The 14171-nt window shown below is 72.2% G+C and carries 13 protein-coding genes; 6 read left to right on the top strand and 7 right to left on the bottom strand.

Annotated features, from left to right (window positions below; translation table 11 throughout):
• Nucleotides 1-47: 47 nt before the first annotated feature.
• Nucleotides 48-755 carry a transglycosylase family protein gene (locus ACWEPF_RS32280; protein ID WP_452175350.1) on the top strand — a complete coding sequence of 236 codons (708 nt, stop codon included), beginning with the start codon at nt 48-50 and terminating at the stop codon, nt 753-755.
• Between the two features lie 217 nt (nt 756-972).
• Here the strand turns inward: ACWEPF_RS32280 and ACWEPF_RS32275 are convergent, their stop codons facing one another.
• The 3 genes from ACWEPF_RS32275 to ACWEPF_RS32265 form a co-directional block, all read right to left on the bottom strand.
• Nucleotides 973-1551: a DUF6368 family protein gene (locus ACWEPF_RS32275; RefSeq protein ID WP_449798841.1), complete on the bottom strand. Its 579-nt coding sequence runs from the start codon at nt 1549-1551 to the stop codon at nt 973-975.
• A 431-nt stretch (nt 1552-1982) separates the two neighbouring features.
• Nucleotides 1983-2537, bottom strand: coding sequence for a dihydrofolate reductase family protein (locus tag ACWEPF_RS32270; RefSeq protein WP_452175349.1), 555 nt, complete (start codon nt 2535-2537; stop codon nt 1983-1985).
• 81 nt (nt 2538-2618) lie between these two features.
• Nucleotides 2619-3338 (bottom strand): helix-turn-helix domain-containing protein, encoded by a 720-nt coding sequence (locus tag ACWEPF_RS32265; RefSeq protein ID WP_452175348.1) that lies wholly within the window; start codon nt 3336-3338, stop codon nt 2619-2621.
• Between the two features lie 284 nt (nt 3339-3622).
• On the opposite strand from ACWEPF_RS32265, the gene ACWEPF_RS32260 reads away from it, so the two are divergent.
• Nucleotides 3623-4159 (top strand): hypothetical protein, encoded by a 537-nt coding sequence (locus ACWEPF_RS32260; protein WP_452175347.1) that lies wholly within the window; start codon nt 3623-3625, stop codon nt 4157-4159.
• A gap of 413 nt (nt 4160-4572) precedes the next feature.
• Here the strand turns inward: ACWEPF_RS32260 and ACWEPF_RS32255 are convergent, their stop codons facing one another.
• Nucleotides 4573-4824 (bottom strand): hypothetical protein, encoded by a 252-nt coding sequence (locus ACWEPF_RS32255; protein ID WP_452175346.1) that lies wholly within the window; start codon nt 4822-4824, stop codon nt 4573-4575.
• A gap of 229 nt (nt 4825-5053) precedes the next feature.
• Between ACWEPF_RS32255 and ACWEPF_RS32250 the strand changes: the two genes are divergently transcribed.
• From ACWEPF_RS32250 to ACWEPF_RS32240, 3 genes are all read left to right on the top strand, one after another.
• Nucleotides 5054-5740, top strand: coding sequence for a hypothetical protein (locus tag ACWEPF_RS32250; RefSeq protein ID WP_452175345.1), 687 nt, complete (start codon nt 5054-5056; stop codon nt 5738-5740).
• 618 nt (nt 5741-6358) lie between these two features.
• On the top strand, nt 6359-7081 hold the full coding sequence (locus ACWEPF_RS32245; protein WP_452175344.1) for a hypothetical protein: 723 nt from the start codon (nt 6359-6361) through the stop codon (nt 7079-7081).
• Between the two features lies 1 nt (nt 7082).
• A complete protein-coding gene (locus tag ACWEPF_RS32240; RefSeq protein ID WP_452175343.1) occupies nt 7083-9248 on the top strand; it encodes a M48 family metalloprotease in 2166 nt (721 codons plus the stop codon).
• Between the two features lie 71 nt (nt 9249-9319).
• Here ACWEPF_RS32240 and ACWEPF_RS32235 read toward each other — a convergent pair whose 3' ends face one another.
• The 3 genes from ACWEPF_RS32235 to ACWEPF_RS32225 all read right to left on the bottom strand — a co-directional run bounded on the left by ACWEPF_RS32235 (nt 9320) and on the right by ACWEPF_RS32225 (nt 11618).
• Nucleotides 9320-10078 (bottom strand): hypothetical protein, encoded by a 759-nt coding sequence (locus ACWEPF_RS32235; RefSeq protein ID WP_452175342.1) that lies wholly within the window; start codon nt 10076-10078, stop codon nt 9320-9322.
• Nucleotides 10079-10255: 177 nt separating this feature from the next.
• The gene (locus tag ACWEPF_RS32230; RefSeq protein ID WP_452175341.1) at nt 10256-11035 is read right to left on the bottom strand and encodes a hypothetical protein; all 780 of its coding nucleotides are present in this window, start codon (nt 11033-11035) and stop codon (nt 10256-10258) included.
• Between the two features lie 283 nt (nt 11036-11318).
• Nucleotides 11319-11618 carry a DUF4193 domain-containing protein gene (locus ACWEPF_RS32225; protein ID WP_345284610.1) on the bottom strand — a complete coding sequence of 100 codons (300 nt, stop codon included), beginning with the start codon at nt 11616-11618 and terminating at the stop codon, nt 11319-11321.
• Between the two features lie 893 nt (nt 11619-12511).
• On the opposite strand from ACWEPF_RS32225, the gene ACWEPF_RS32220 reads away from it, so the two are divergent.
• Nucleotides 12512-14080 carry a trypsin-like serine protease gene (locus ACWEPF_RS32220; protein WP_452175340.1) on the top strand — a complete coding sequence of 523 codons (1569 nt, stop codon included), beginning with the start codon at nt 12512-12514 and terminating at the stop codon, nt 14078-14080.
• The last annotated feature ends 91 nt before the right edge of the window (nt 14081-14171 follow it).

Below are 14171 nucleotides of genomic sequence, written 5' to 3'. Positions count from 1 at the left end.
CGGGCCCGCTCCGTGCGGTCCGCCTGGGGTTTTCCGAGAGGATCTGCATGACCTTCCGTCACGAGACCACCGCCACCACCACCGCGAAGCGCAACCGCCTGCGGATGGTCCTGATGGGCGGCGCTGTGGCCGCCCTTCCGGTGGCGGGCCTCGTCACGGCCACCTCGGCCTCCGCCGCGTCCTCCTCCACCTGGGACTCCGTCGCCCAGTGCGAGAGCACCGGCAACTGGAACATCAACACCGGCAACGGGTTCTCCGGCGGCCTGCAGTTCACCCCGAGCACCTGGGCCGCCTACGGCGGCACCCAGTACGCCTCCTCCGCCGCCCAGGCCACCAAGGGCCAGCAGATCGCCGTCGCCGAGAAGGTCCTCGCCTCCCAGGGCCCCGGCGCCTGGCCGGTCTGCTCCGTCAAGGCCGGCCTCACCAAGGGCGGCACCCCCGCCCAGACCGACACCACCTCGGCCTCCGCTCCGGTGAAGTCCACCAAGCAGGCCGACCAGACCACCAAGGCCGCGCCCAAGAACGACACCCAGGCCGCCTCGCGCGGCACCGAGCGCAAGCCCGTCGCCAACACCGCCCCGACCGCTCCCGTGCAGAAGAGCACCGGTGGCAGCTACACCGTCAAGAGCGGCGACACCCTCGGCGCCATCGCCGCCGCCCACGGCGTCAACCTCACCACCCTGTACGGCAACAATGCCCAGGTCATCGGCGGCGACATCGACATGATCCTGCCCGGCCAGGTCCTCAGCATCTGACCCACGGTCAGAACAGGCAGACCACGAAGCCTCCCCCCGCTGACACCAGCGAGGGGAGGCTTCGTCGTACCCGCGTACCCGACAGCACGTACCGGCGACGCCATCGCCTGTCGCTCGGCTCGGCGCAGCTCGTAGGCGGGTGCGGTTGCGCGCGTTGTCGAACGCGTCGGTGAGCGCGTGCGAGCCGGCGCGGCGGCGGCCGCGCCAGAGCTCCGGATCAGCTGTACAGCTCGAATCCGGGGTGGTCGAGCCAGGCGGCGAATGCCTCGCGATCGCAGACGTGCCGGTACCAGGTGTCGCCGTCCTCGGTGAGGTACGGGACTTCCCAGACACCTCCGGGCAGCGAGGCGGCCACGGCCCGGGCGTCGGCGAGCTGGGCTTCGTCGTCCCGGTCGTCGTAGGGACCCGACCCGAGCAGGTAGCAGACGTCGATCAACGCGTCGTGGCGTTGCGCGAGGAACAGCGCCAGGTGGCCCAGCACGACCTGATTGGCCCGCCCGCGGCCGACCGCGTGTAGCCACGCCACCTCGGCCGGCGGCACGAGGCCCTGCGGGAGCGCGGCGTCGACGAGATCGTCGGGATCGGGCGCCTCGGGCCACCCGTAGTCCACCGAGTGGACATCCGTCAGGTCGAAGCCCGGCAGGCCCAGCGGAGCCGGATCGCGAACGAGGATCACCGGAGCCGGTTTCTCACCCCACGACGGGCTGACGCCGCAGAAATCGCGGAGCCAGGGCTCGCAGTCCCACGGATCGGTCCGCTCCCTCAACCACAGACCGACAACCGGCTGGTCGCCCACCACGTCCCCCTTCCGATTCCACCGCCGCCCCAGTCTGGTCGGCCAAGGGCCGTACACGCCAGCGGATTCCGGCTACCGCCTCGCCCGCCGACAGGCCGCCGCAACCACGGCCACGGTGAGGCCGCCCACCGCCTGACGAGCACGGCCGGCCCCACCGCCCCGCCCTGGTGCACCGGATGCCGCTGCCGGCAACGCCCGCCGCCCGAAACAGCCGCCCGGGACGCACGGCGGGCGGGTGCCGCGCCTTGGCGACGACGGCGCCCTGGTCGCGGAGGCTGCGGGCGGTACCGATCTTCTTGCCGTCGCTGTCGTCGATCACCGCAGTGCCGAACGGCCCGCCCGCGCTCTGCCGTCGTGGTCCGGGGTCATGGCCGACGGGTTGCCGTGGCGCACCGGCCATGTCCGCGGCACGGTCCGCCACGGCGCTCCGTTCAGCGCGCGGGGCGGTACGTCGCGATGATCACCCCGCTGCTGGTCGGCTGGGCACTCACCAGCTGAAGCTTCGTCAGCGCGCCGTCGTCGGCGAACAGCCGCTTGCGGCCCCCGCCGGCCACCACCGGGTGGATGAGCAGCACCAGCTCGTCCAGCAGGTCCAGCTCCAGCAGCGAGCGCACCAGCGTCGGGCTGCCCGCGACCGTGATGTCCTTGCCCTCGCCCGCCTTGAGCTCGTTGACCGCAGCCACCAGGTCACCCTTGACCAGGGTGCTGTTCGCCCAGTCCTCGACGCTGTCCAGGGTCGAGGAGACGACGTGCTTGGGCGAGTCGTTGATCCACTTGGCGAAGCCGGCGTCCTCACCGCTGGTCACCGTCGGCCAGTACCCGGCCCACTCGGTGAACGTCACCCGGCCCAGCAGGATCGTGTCGGCCGACTCCAGCGTGCCGGCCAACGCCGCGCCCATCTCCTCGTCGAACGCGAACTGCCACTCGTTCGGCGACTGGGCGACACCGTCGAGCGAGACGAACAGACCCGAGACGACCTTGCGCATGATTCCTCCACGATGAACTCGGGGCCCACAGCCCGCCCTCGGCGAGGGGAGCCGGACCCCGTTCCGGCTACGTCCCGAACACTAGGCGGGCACCGCGGGCGAGGTCTTGTACAGAAGCGACAGCGGCTCCGCCGCGTCCCCGACGCCCAACTGCGTGGCCGTCCGCCCGACGTAGCGCTTCAACGACCGTGCCAGGTGCGGCTGGTCGAAGTACCCCAGCAGGTGCACGACCTCCCCCGCCGAGACCCCTTCCCGGATCAGCACGGCCGCCTGCCGGGCGCGGTCGATCTGCCGCACCGCACCCTGGGTCAGGCCGGTCGCCGCGGAGAAGCGCCGCTGCAGGGTGCGGTCGGAGACATCGGGGCGGGCGCCGCCGAGCACGGCCGGCACCACCGGGTCCAGGTCGACGATGCCCTCGCGCACCATCCGGAGGACGAACGCCTCGGCGTTGTCGTAGTCGGGCACCCTCCACGAGGAGCCCTTCAGCCACACCGAACGCCGCGTCACGTCAGCGATCTCCGCGTTGCCGCCGACCAGAGAACTGACCGGAATGTGCGGCATCGAGGTGCCCAACGCGAAGCTGATCCCGAAGAAGGCGGCGTCCCCCGGCACCGGCGCCCACGACGCCTTCTCCTCCGGCCCCAGCACCGCTGCCTGCACCTGGCCCTGGTGCTCCCAGAACACCAGCTCCCAGTGCGGCGTCGCCACCGACATCATCCGACCGGCGCCCTCACTGCGACTGCGCCACACCCGCTCCACGTACACCGACTCCGACGGCCGGCTCTCGATCACCAAACCCAACCCAACCACCCCAACCCACCCGTCCCCGACAACCCGCCCCGTCCACCACAACTCTGACACCCCCACCCGACAACACCCACCCCACCCGAACCACCACCCGTCGAGCCGGCGAGGACTTGCCCTCCCCCGGCAAGAACGCCACCATCTCCCCACCGGCCCCCGCCTCACCACCACCCCGGGTGCGACGACGATCCGCAGCAACCCGCTCCAACACCCGGCTCCGGCCCCCATCGAAGCCAAGGAGAAGGCACCTGACCCCGCACTCGCTCGCGTTCTACCTGGACGTGATCACATCCGGCACGGTGCTCGGCGCCAAGCCGACGCACACCCCCGAGGAGGTCACCGCGATCCTCGGCCCCGACTTCACGGAGTCCAGCGTCTACGCCGACTCCATGTGGCACGACTACGGACTGGTCGAGTTCTTCTGGCACCGGCAATCACCTGACCACCCCTGGGAAGGCCACCACTTCACCGTCCAGGTGCACCGGCTCACATACGGGGCCACCGGCACCGTTCCCACGGCGATCAGCGCGCGGTACGGCCGCTTCGACCGCCACCTGCGCCTCGACCGACTGCAACGGCTGCTCGCCCACCGCGGCACCGTCCTCGAGGAGGTCCCGGACTCCAACGCCCCCGAGTACACGCTGCACTGGCAGCCCACCTCCCACGTGTCCCTCCTCACCTACCGGACCCGCGAAACCTGGGCCCGACGCGGGCGGCCCGCGCGAGGGGACAACAGACACCTCGGCGACGTGCAGAAGATCTCGTCCTCGATGACCCCCGAGCAGGTGGCCTGGCACCGCAGCCGATACGGGCCATGAGCACCAGCTCCACCCACCGGCACGGACCCGGACCGGCATCCCCTCGCCCCCCGGACGGTCGTACCAACCCCCGCCCCGCGCGCCCCACTTCGGCACGTACGTCTCCGATCGCCGCCACCCCTGCGACCGGCGCCGCGCCGCGGCGAAGGGCCTCGACAGCGGAACCGCCGCGACGGCAGACAGGTGGCTGGAAACCGGGTGGTGCGGCGGGGACCGCGTGAAGACCACCGGTGGGACGATCGCGCTCCACCGGGCGCAGGTCTGCCAGGACGCCGGACGCCGCCCAGCTCCGATAGCCGACTGTCCTCTGTCAGGAGATCTCGACCGATTGACAAGTGATCTTGGTCGGTGACCGGGAGTCGGTGACGGAGGCCCCTGGATGCCTGACGCCCGCGCAAACGAGCCGTCAGTCATCAGCCGCCGAGGCCGACGACGTCGTTGATGACGTTGCCGAGGGAGCACTCGTTGGTGGTGTTGCCGTTCCAGGCGCCGCCGACGGGGATGACGGCGAGTTCCTGGAAGCAGACGGCGGCAGCGCTGAAGTTCCAGTTGTTGGCGGCGTTGACGCCCGGCCCGAAGTTGCTGTCGTTGTCGGCGTGGGCCGGCCCTGCGGCCAGGACGAGGGAGACAGTGGCGAGCGCGCACAGCGTGGTGATCTTCTTCATGGAACCGACGTAACCAGCAAGCTCAGCTGGCGACCACGACTGTTGGTCCAGGTGGCCGACCACCTTCACCGCCACCGTCTCACCGAAGTTCGGCGAGCCTCAAGCACGTCATCGCCCGCTGTCCGGCGAAAATTCTTCCGATTCCCCAGGGCCCTCTTACGCGGTCGTCCGAAGCGGAGGACGCTGAGGAGCGCTGGTGCCGACCGGCGGATCCGTCAGGGGGAATCTCATGGACTTACGTCAGCGGGTGGTACGGCGCAGCCCGTTCGTCATCTGGACGCTCAACACGCTGCTGTTCATTGCTGTGCTGTTGTTCGTCCACATGGTCGTGCGGCAGAACATGACGGGCCGGAAACTTCAGGTCTGGCCGTGGTCGTGGCAGCTTCTGGACGCGCAGAGCGCGACAGCGGCCCTGCTTGCCAGCGTCGGTGCGGTCATCGCCCGAGCCCAGTACGCCCGCACCGTTCGCCCGCTGCTCGGCCACACCGCCTGGGTCACCGCGGACACCGCGCCGGGCGGAGACCTCGCGTGGACGGGATTCCTGACCAACAGCGGCCACGACGCGGTCGTGGTCCAGTCGGTCCACTACCGGGTGGACTTCGTCGATACGGGAGACCCGCTGTCACCCCGCACCACGGGCTGGGTGCCGCTGGCTGCTGTGGTGGCGGCGGCCGAGTCCCGCGGCCTCAGGACCGGGCAGGATTACCGGTTCACATCACTCGGACCGAACGGCGTGTGCCCCGCAGGCAGCCGCCTGCGCCTCGCATGGTTCACGGAGGCCGCCCTCGCGGTGATGGCCGACGTGTACGTTCGGGTGACCGTGCTGGATCGCGTCGGCGACCTCCATCAACGAACGGTCTCCTGCCTGATCGATGCAGATCGCGTCCTCACCCACGCAATGCCCAGCCCGATCTGAACGGAAGCCGTCGAGCGAGGCGCCGGAGGACCCGGACGTCGACTTCGGGGTGCTGACCGCCTAGTTCGGCGACGGCCAGTGGCTGCGGATCGCCGGCCACCTGCGCCGATCCAGCCTGCACGCCCACGACCCGCGGACCGACCCCGACGCGGTCGAGCACCCGCCCCTCATCACCTTCCGCGACCGCCCCCGAACGGGCATGCCGGGCCAGGGTGATCGGACTGCTCCGGACGCTCCCCGAACGCGGCAACCTGGTGCATCCGGAGGTTCAACTGCGAGCCCACCAGGCCGTACTGATCCGCCGTCCGACAGCGGCCCGGCTCACCCACGACGGTGACCCTGTGGTGAGGACAGCGGCTCGGGACCTGCCTGCGGCGATCGACGGCCACCCGAGTGAGCTCTGCCGCCGCGTTCGACGGAGGGGCCTCCCTCTGCGCCGTGCGGCCCGACCAGCCGGGGGCGGCCCGAGAACGGTCCCGGAGCCCGATCGCGCCGATGGCCGGACAGCGTGAGATCACGGGGCCATACTGACGACACGTCGCGGCACGCGGGCCGATGTCCGACATCACCGCGGTCGCAGCTGAGTCCGGGACCGCAACGGGGGGCTGACACACACTCATGACGACTTCGAAATCATCGGACGCCGCCTGGCCCGTGAGCCCGTGGCGGGTCCGGGCGGAACGCCGTCGGATCATCCGCGACCTCGCCCGGCCGGTGGTGGCCGAGGTCGCCCCGAAGGAACTCCCGCTCTTCGAGCGCCGCGCCCGGAGCCACTTCCGCCCCCGCCTGCGGCGCCGTAGGCCTCTGTCCATCGACATCGTGGGGCTGGCGACCGACGTGGTCACTCCCGCAGCGCTGTCGGCGGCCGCCGGAGTGCTCGGGACGATGTCCGCCCAGTGGGTGGGCCGGCTGGCCTCGCGCCTCTCGGACCGGGTGAGGCGCCGTCGACGCGGGGCCGGCCAGGAGCCGCCCGAGCCCGCCGAACCGGACCTGCCGCCGGAGGCGGAGCCTCCCGCACCCACCGCGGCGGAGCTGGTCCGCTGGCGGCAGGCCGCGCTGTCGGGCGCCCTGCGCCACACGTCCGACCGGCAACGGGCGGAGCAGATCGCCGACTCCGTCCTGGCAGAGCTCGTCGCCGCTTTGGCCGCAGGCGCCTCCGGCACCCCGGCGATCGGCCCGGGTGCGCCCGGCCCCGCCGACCGCCGGCACCCGGACGGGGATCCGGACGGGGACACCACCGGGAACGGGAACCCGGACGGGGACACCACCGGGAACGGGAACCCGGACGGGGACACCACCGGAGACGGGGGCGGGAACGGCCCAGCGACGAGCGGGAGTTGACGTGTTCGCCCGGGCCCTCCTCTTCTGCGTCGCCCTGATGAGCGCGGCGGTCACGATCGCCTTCCCCGCCACCACCAGCCGGGAGGAGGACGCCGGCATGGCGTACGCCATGTGCTGGCCGGGTGCGGTCAGGCAGTACCAGTTGCAACTGCCGCTGTCCCCCGTCGAACGCGAGATCCTCCGCCTGGCACCGGTCTGGCCCCCGCAGCAGGTGGCGGGCGAGGACGGTCCGGCCCTGCAGCGGTACTTGGCGCAGCACTGCCCCCGACCCCCGGTCCCCCGGGGCGAGTTCCGAGTCGGCCTGGCCCTGGGGACCCTGGGGGTGGGCGGCTTCGTCCTCTACTGGCTCGGGCCGTACTGGCAGATCCTCCGCCACCGCCTGCTGAGGCTGCGCCCGGGGACCGGCTACCGGCCGGACCTCGCGGCGGCGGTGTTCCGGCTGGCGGACGAAGCCGGCGTCACCGTCCACGGAGTTTGGCTGAACCCGGGCGACTACACCTCCAACGCCGTCGCCTTCGGACACTGGGGGCGCCGGCACATCGAGCTCGGCAGCGGCATGGAGAGCCGGTTCGACGAGGCCCCGGACACCTTCGAGGTGGTCGTCCGTCACGAACTGGGCCACATCCGCCACCGCGACCTCGACGTCACCCAGGGCATCGGCGCGCTGTGGGGAGCCTTCCTCCTCCTGCTCGTCGCCGCCCTCGGCTTCGCCGTGTCGGGTGACGCCGGGGACGGCGGGTACCTCGGGCAGCTCTCCTTCCACCTGGCCGTGCTGGCCGGTCTGGTGTACGCCGCCCGCAACGCCTTCCTCCAGTCCAGGGAACTGCACGCCGACACGTTCGCCGTCCACGGCCACGACACCCGGTCAGGGCGGAGGGCGGGATTGCAGCGCAGCCTCGACGCCTTCTTCGTCGACCTGGCCGCCGGACGCGACGGCGGCGGTCTGCCGTTCGGCACCCACCCCGCCCTCCCCCGACGCCGTGCCGCCCTGCGCCACCCCGCCCTCGCCGGCGAACTCAGCTTCTGGGACGCCGCGTTGACCGGCTGCGTCGCCCTGCTGGCCGTCAATCTGCTGCTGGGCGACAGCTTCGAGCTGATGCTGACCGGGGGGCGCCTGGGCTTCCTGGAGATCGACACGCTGCGCCCGGTCTACACCTGGCTGGCTCTCCCCCTCCTCCTGCCCGCCGGGGCCGTCCTCGGGACCGGCATCCGCCGCACGGTCGGCGCCTGGGGCGGCGGCCGCGCCGGGACGGGGCGGCTGGCACTGATCGCCCTGGGCCTGTTCGCGGGGCTCTACGCCGGGTGCGCGCTCCACCCGAGCCAGCCGTACGGGAGCCGCTCCGCCCAGGTGCACAGCATGTGGTGGCGTCCGCTCACCGACACCGCCTTGCTCGGCCTCGCGCTGACGGCGGTCCTCTCGGTCCTGGCGCTCGCCCTGTTCGCCCTCGCCCACGACACGCTGCGCGGGGCACGAGCCGCGTCCTGGCCGGCGGGTGCGTTCGGCGTGCTCGTCACGGCCACCTGGTTCCCGACGGCCCTTCCGGGCGGAAGCATGCCGTACCTCCGAGGCACGGTGATCGCGGGCGCCCTGCTCGCCGGCGTGCTCCTGGTGTTCCGGCGCCGCCGACCCGAACGGGCTTCCGCGCCAACGTCGTTGCTCCCGCCGGACGGCACGACTCGGACCGAGGCGCCGTCCGTGACGGGCCCTCGACTCCTGCTCGCCCACGCCGTGACGGCCGCCACCGCAGCGGGCACCGTCGCCGCGGCATCCCACCTCCTGGAGCAGCCACCCGACGCGCCGCTCGCCTTGGTCGCCGGTTCCGGGCTGATCTGCTCCGCAGGCGCCTTGGCGGGAGCGGCAGCCGCCCCGCACGACGCCGAGTTCCGGCGCCGCGTCCGGTACGCCATGGTCTGCCTCGGTGTCGGCACGGTCGCCGCCCTGCTGAGTGCTCCGGGGAACGCCGGGCTCGCCCTCCTGCTCTGCGCGGCCGCAACCGGCCTCGCGGTGACCGGCCGCCTCACGGCGTCGACCGTCTACGCCTTCCGCCACCACCACCGACCGGCACCGACCACCGCCCCACCCGAGGCCGTCCCCATGCCCCGCCCGGCCGCCCCGCAGAGCGAGCCGACGGCCCGTCCCCGGCGCACCGGAGGACGCCACCGCTGACCGGCCCCCCGAGCGGCCGCTGCTCCGGCATCAGGTGCACGCCCGCCTCGTCGGCCGCCGGCCGCCGGTGGTCAGTTCAGTTCGGGTGCTGTGACCGGCCGGGAGGCGCCGAAGTTCTTGAACTCGACCACGGTCGCCACCAGATGGCCCTTGCTCTCGATCTTCTGCACGTAACGGACCAAACGGCCTTCCTGGTCGATCCACAGGTCGCAGTCGAATCCGTCGACGCCCTTGGAAGCCATCGCACCGGCCGCTCGCGGGTCGAGCGCGGCCAGCTCCCGCGCCTCGAACCGGCCGGCGAGGTGCAGGGTCGACGTGCCGTCCGCCGCCCGCTGCACGCCCTTGCGGGCGTCCGGGCCCCGGCCTGCCAGGGCCCGGACGTAGGCCCTGAAGTCCGACAGCGGCGAGTCGGCGTCCCCGGGCACCTTCAGCCATGGACCCTTCTCCGCCAGGTCCCGGCCGTAGGAGCCGTCTTCGGTCATGACCGTCTCGAGCCGCAGGACGCGGCCGGACTCGTCCGGTTCACTCGCCCGCATCTCGATCCGGCCGCTGAGCCGCTCGCCCAGGTTCATCGTGCCCGAGCCGGTCAGCAGGGTCTCGCCGTCCGTCGCGGAGGTGATGGCGACCTCGGCCGAGTAGCGGCCACCCGCCGACTTCGCGAGCGCCACCTCCGGATCGAAGGCCGCGGCGGCGGACCTGCCCACCGAGGGTGACACCGACGCGCGGGGAGCGGCGGGTCCGGAGTCGGCCGGCCCGCCGCACGCGGTCAGCAGGGCTGCCAGCGCGAGCGCCGAAGCGGTGAACAGGTGGCGGCGGTGCAGGACCCGCACGGGATTCCCCCAGGTGAGACGTGGTGCAAGGAGCGCCGAAGCCTCTCACACCACCGTCCGCTCCCCGGACATCGGGCACCCCCCTACAGCACCTCGGCACCCCGTCGACGGCGGGCGTGACCAGCGGCCCGGGAGTGACGGACCGTCACCGTGCCGACCGGAGCGCCCTGGTGACCGTCACCTCTCCTCCCGAGCGCGGAGCGTGTCAGCGGCCCCCTTGCCCAGGTCGGCGAGGAACGCGTCGTGGGCATCACCCAGTTCGCGCTGGACCAGCTGCGCGCTGCGGTCCCGCAACCTGCGCAGCCAGCGCTCCCGCACCGGGTACCAGAACAGCGCCTGCACGGCGAGCACGACCGCGAACCCCACCAGCCAGACGAGCAGACCGGCCAGGACCGCACCGCCGTAAGCACCCGAGCCGTCGTCCGGCGGGCTGGTGTCGTCCGCCGCCGCCCCCGTCCGCGACAGCCAGGCTGCCAGGCCCACGACCGTGCAGAGCGCCATCCAGCCGGAGATCACGACCGCCGGGAAGCCCATCAACGCCGGGACAAGGTTGCCCTCCTGCTCGGGCCCGGGTATCCGGTCGGCCACCCACCGGGCCTCCTCGCCGTGTGCGGTACGGAAGTCCGGTCCCTCGGTGAGCTCGGTGACGTCCTGCAGGTGTCCGCGGTCGACGACCTCGCGGGCCAGGGCGGTGAGCGGGTGGTCGAGCTCGCCGTCCCGCAGCGGCCTCCTGGCGCGGTGGATCGCCGCCCATCCGGTGGCCACGGTGTCGTAGCGGCTCCGGCCGTGGGCGAGCAGGGTCGCCGGGTACAGCGCCCCCGTACGCTCGTCCAGTTCCGCCAGTGCCCGGGTGAGCGCCCGGTCGGCGCGCCGCCAGGCCAGGAACGCCCGGAGGTTCGCGAGGACGGCGACCGCGACGGTGCTGACGACGAAGGCACTGACGCTCCACCACTGCATGACCTGGCCTCAGTCCTCGGAACGGGGCGTGGCGGTTGCCGCCGCAGTCATGCCCGGCCGGCGGGTCGCGAAAACTCGGCCCTGGGAGCCGCCCGGAGGCACCCGCCCGCGGCCCGCGGCAATCCGGCCGCCACTCGCCGGGACACTGTCGCCGAAGCCCTCACGCGTTCACGCGGCACCGGCTCCCGCCCGAAGTGATCGGGAGCCGGTGCCGCGGTCGAGGATGTCCTGCAGCGCCCGCTGCCCCCGTGAGGGACGCGTGGGCGCGTGGCTCGATGCCCGGTCAGTCGCAGTCGCGGCAGATCGGCTGGTCGTTCTTGAAGCGCGCCAGTCGGCTGCGGTGGTGGACCAGGAAGCAGCTGCTGCAGGTGAACTCGTCGCTCATCATCGGCTGAACGGCGACGGTGAGCTCCTCACCGGAGAGGTCTGCTCCGGGGAGTTCCACACCATCGGCGGACTCGAGAACGTCGAGGGCGTCGATGCTGGAGCCCGACTTGTCGCTCCGGTGGGCCTTCAGCTCCTCGATGCTGTCGGTCGAGCTGTCGTCGTCGCCCTTGCGCGGAGCGTCGTAGTCGGTTGCCACAAAGAAGTCCTCGTCGTCTGAAGGCACGGGCATGGGCGGATTCGCCGAACCGCCTCCCGGCCCGCGCCGGTTCCGATGCTGAACGGTGTGCGGAGTGTAACCGAGGTGTACCGGGTGCAAGGACACATCACCCACAACCGGGCAGTCGCCGGGCACGGCCACCGGCAACTCCTGTCCCGCCGCGACCAGCTGACCACCCCACACTCAGCGGACCAGATCCGTCACCGGCCGCGACACGGATCGCCCAACGGCAGACCGCCCGGTTTCGGCCTTGACCAGCCGGACCGGGCAGAACACCAACGCCGGCAAGGCCAGTGACGTGGCGAGCAGGCCCCTTCGGTGCGGGGTCCACAGCGCGGCCACGGCGAACCCGACCGCCACGACGCAGATCAGCGGCACCCGCCGCGGTGGCCTCGGCCTGAGTCCGGGCGCGGGCAGCTTCGCGGGTGTCGGCAGGACCTCTGCGGACCTGGCACGGCGTGCGGGCTTCCGGCTCTTCCTGATCGGCCTGCTGGTGGTGGAGGACGACGCGGCGATCCGACGCTCGCCGGAGCGCGGGCTGCGACAGCGAGTCCGACTGGCAGGCCACCTACCGCCGCTGGCGCCGACCCGTCGAGCGCGCAGTGGCCCGGCTGGGAACGACGGCTCGGCCTCCACGCCGCACTCCGCTCTGCTGATGGAGGGTCAGCAGCCAGGGCTCGCAACCGTGTTACGGGCGTCGAGGCTCTCGCTGAAACACGTTTGAGTGGCTCCCGCAGTGTGCCTGAAGCGCGGGTGAGGCCTACCGGATACCCTCCGCGTTCAAGATCGTGGCCATGCGGAACGGCCCGGTGCCGTTCCTCCGTACATGGCCGCCGGCCGAGGGCCCGGCGGCGGACGAACGGGAGTCACACATGCGCACGTGGATGAGCCGAAGGACGGCCGCCGTCCTGACGACGGGGGCGGCGGCGATCACGAGTCTGGTCACCGCCCTGCCGGCACAGGCCGTCATCGGGGGCACCGAGTCCACCCAGCCGTACTCGTTCATGGTCTCGCTCCAGTACGACGCTCCCCGCCCGGACGGGCACCGCTGCGGGGCCGTGCTCATCGCTCCGCAGTGGGCGGTGACGGCGGGGCACTGCGCCAGCACCCCGACGGGTTCGAAGGCGGGGGTCCCCCGCGGCTGGAAGGTCCGCGTCGGCTCGCTGGACGTCACCACCGGCGGCGAGGTCGCCGAGGTCGACAGGTTCTACCGGCGTACGGCCGCGTACGACCCCCCGGGCGAGGACATCGCGCTGCTGCACCTGGGCACCCCCGTACGGGCCAAGCCCGTGCGGCTGTCCGCGACCACGCCCGTTGCCGGGACGCCCGCCCGCGTCCTCGGCTGGGGGCAGGCTTCGGACAGCTGCGACGATTTCAACGACCCCGTGTGCTTCCCCAGCAGGCTCCGCGAGGCCGACACCGAGGTCCTGCCGATGGAGGAGTGCTGGGACGGTACCGATACCGCTTCGCTGCTGTGCATCGGCCGCACCACTCTCCCTCTCGGCCCCGGGACGACGGACTCCGGAGGCCCTGCCCTGGTCCGGGAGGGCGACGAGTGGGTGCTGGCGGGAACGGTCGTCGGCGCCGGCAACAAGAACTCCTACTTCCCCGGCCTCTACGCCGATGTCGCACCCAACGCCGCCTGGATCAACGGCATCGTGACCGGGACCGACGTGCCGCCGCTCGATCCGATCCCGAACGTGGAGGGCGCGGCCAAGGTCGGCAACTGCCTGGGATCCGTGGTCCGTCCGCCCACCGCCCGCCCCAAGAACCCGGCGCTGGTGCTGACCAACGGCCACTGCGTGCCGAGCGGCCGGCCCGCGCCGGGAACGGCGCTGGTGGACCGGCCGGCCGACCTGAAGGGCCCGGTCACCATCAACGACCCCGCCGGCTACCCCCGGGCAAGCGCCCGCGCGACCCGACTGGTGTACGCGACGATGTCGGGTACCGACATCGCGCTGTACCGGCTGGACAAGACCTACGCGCAGTTGGCCGCGGAGGGCGCGAAGGTCTTCCGGCTGTCCACCAGCCCGATGCGCAAGGGCGACCGGCTGACCATGGCCTACAACTTCAACCGTCCGTCGTGCACGGTGGAGGCCGTGGTGCCGCACCTGCGGGAGGCCAGCTACCAACAGGACAACGCGGTGCGCTACGCCACCACCGGCAACTGCGCCAGCAGGGCCGGCCACTCCGGCAGCGCACTGCTGGCGTCCGACGGCGAGACCGTCGTGGGCATCAACAACACCCACAACGAGGACGGCGAGCAGTGCACCGAGAACAACCCCTGCGAGGTCGGCCGGGACGGATCGGTGAGCTCGGTACAGGGCCGCAGCTACGGCCAGCAGGTCCATCAGATCGCCGCCTGCCTCACCACCGGCTCCCGGTTGAAGCTCACCCGGCCGGACTGCGCCCTGACCGGTGGCGCAGCAGCACCTCGCTAGGGGGTGTCTGACAATTGATCACCTGGCTGGTTCGCGGAGCCAGAGGATCAGCGAGGCCAGGACAACTCCGGCGTGGTAACGGTCGGCGAGC

Source organism: Kitasatospora sp. NPDC004289, from assembly GCF_053602875.1.
Note: the sequence above shows the minus strand (reverse complement) of the source record. Positions and strands in the feature narration are given on the sequence as shown.

Coding starts and splice junctions, on each gene's coding strand:
- ACWEPF_RS32245 (WP_452175344.1), top strand. CDS start 6,359: ATGACGACTTCGAAATCATCGGACGCCGCCTGGCCCGTGAGCCCGTGG.
- ACWEPF_RS32220 (WP_452175340.1), top strand. CDS start 12,512: ATGCGCACGTGGATGAGCCGAAGGACGGCCGCCGTCCTGACGACGGGG.
- ACWEPF_RS32230 (WP_452175341.1), bottom strand. CDS start 11,035: ATGCAGTGGTGGAGCGTCAGTGCCTTCGTCGTCAGCACCGTCGCGGTC.
- ACWEPF_RS32250 (WP_452175345.1), top strand. CDS start 5,054: ATGGACTTACGTCAGCGGGTGGTACGGCGCAGCCCGTTCGTCATCTGG.
- ACWEPF_RS32270 (WP_452175349.1), bottom strand. CDS start 2,537: ATGCGCAAGGTCGTCTCGGGTCTGTTCGTCTCGCTCGACGGTGTCGCC.
- ACWEPF_RS32255 (WP_452175346.1), bottom strand. CDS start 4,824: ATGAAGAAGATCACCACGCTGTGCGCGCTCGCCACTGTCTCCCTCGTC.
- ACWEPF_RS32280 (WP_452175350.1), top strand. CDS start 48: ATGACCTTCCGTCACGAGACCACCGCCACCACCACCGCGAAGCGCAAC.